The sequence below is a fragment of the uncultured Nostoc sp. genome (assembly GCF_964245445.1).
Classification (GTDB): Bacteria; Cyanobacteriota; Cyanobacteriia; order Cyanobacteriales; family Nostocaceae; genus Nostoc.
In genome coordinates, this window is the sequence record NZ_CAXTNE010000394.1 from 1 (window position 1) to 216 (window position 216).

Genomic DNA, 216 nt, shown 5'->3' on the forward strand with positions numbered 1-216 from the left:
GAATACTCATTCACATTTATGCCTACTACTACTTGGAATCGTCATCACGTTCTCACACTCGCGGACTTCACTCCTACTGAATACGATACCGTTTTGCAAACTGCTGCCAGTTTTCAGGAGGTGTTATCGCGACGCACGAAGAAGGTGCCAAGCTTACAAGGACAAGTGGTGGCAAATTTATTTTTTGAAGCGTCTACCCGCACTCGCAGTAGTTTT

General features: G+C 45.4%; 1 pseudogene. It reads left to right on the plus strand.

What is annotated here, in order from left to right:
* Positions 1 to 18 precede the first annotated feature (18 nt).
* Positions 19 to 210 (plus strand): annotated as a pseudogene (locus ACFE90_RS35690) (aspartate carbamoyltransferase); the annotation flags it as partial.
* Positions 211 to 216: the final 6 nt, after the last annotated feature.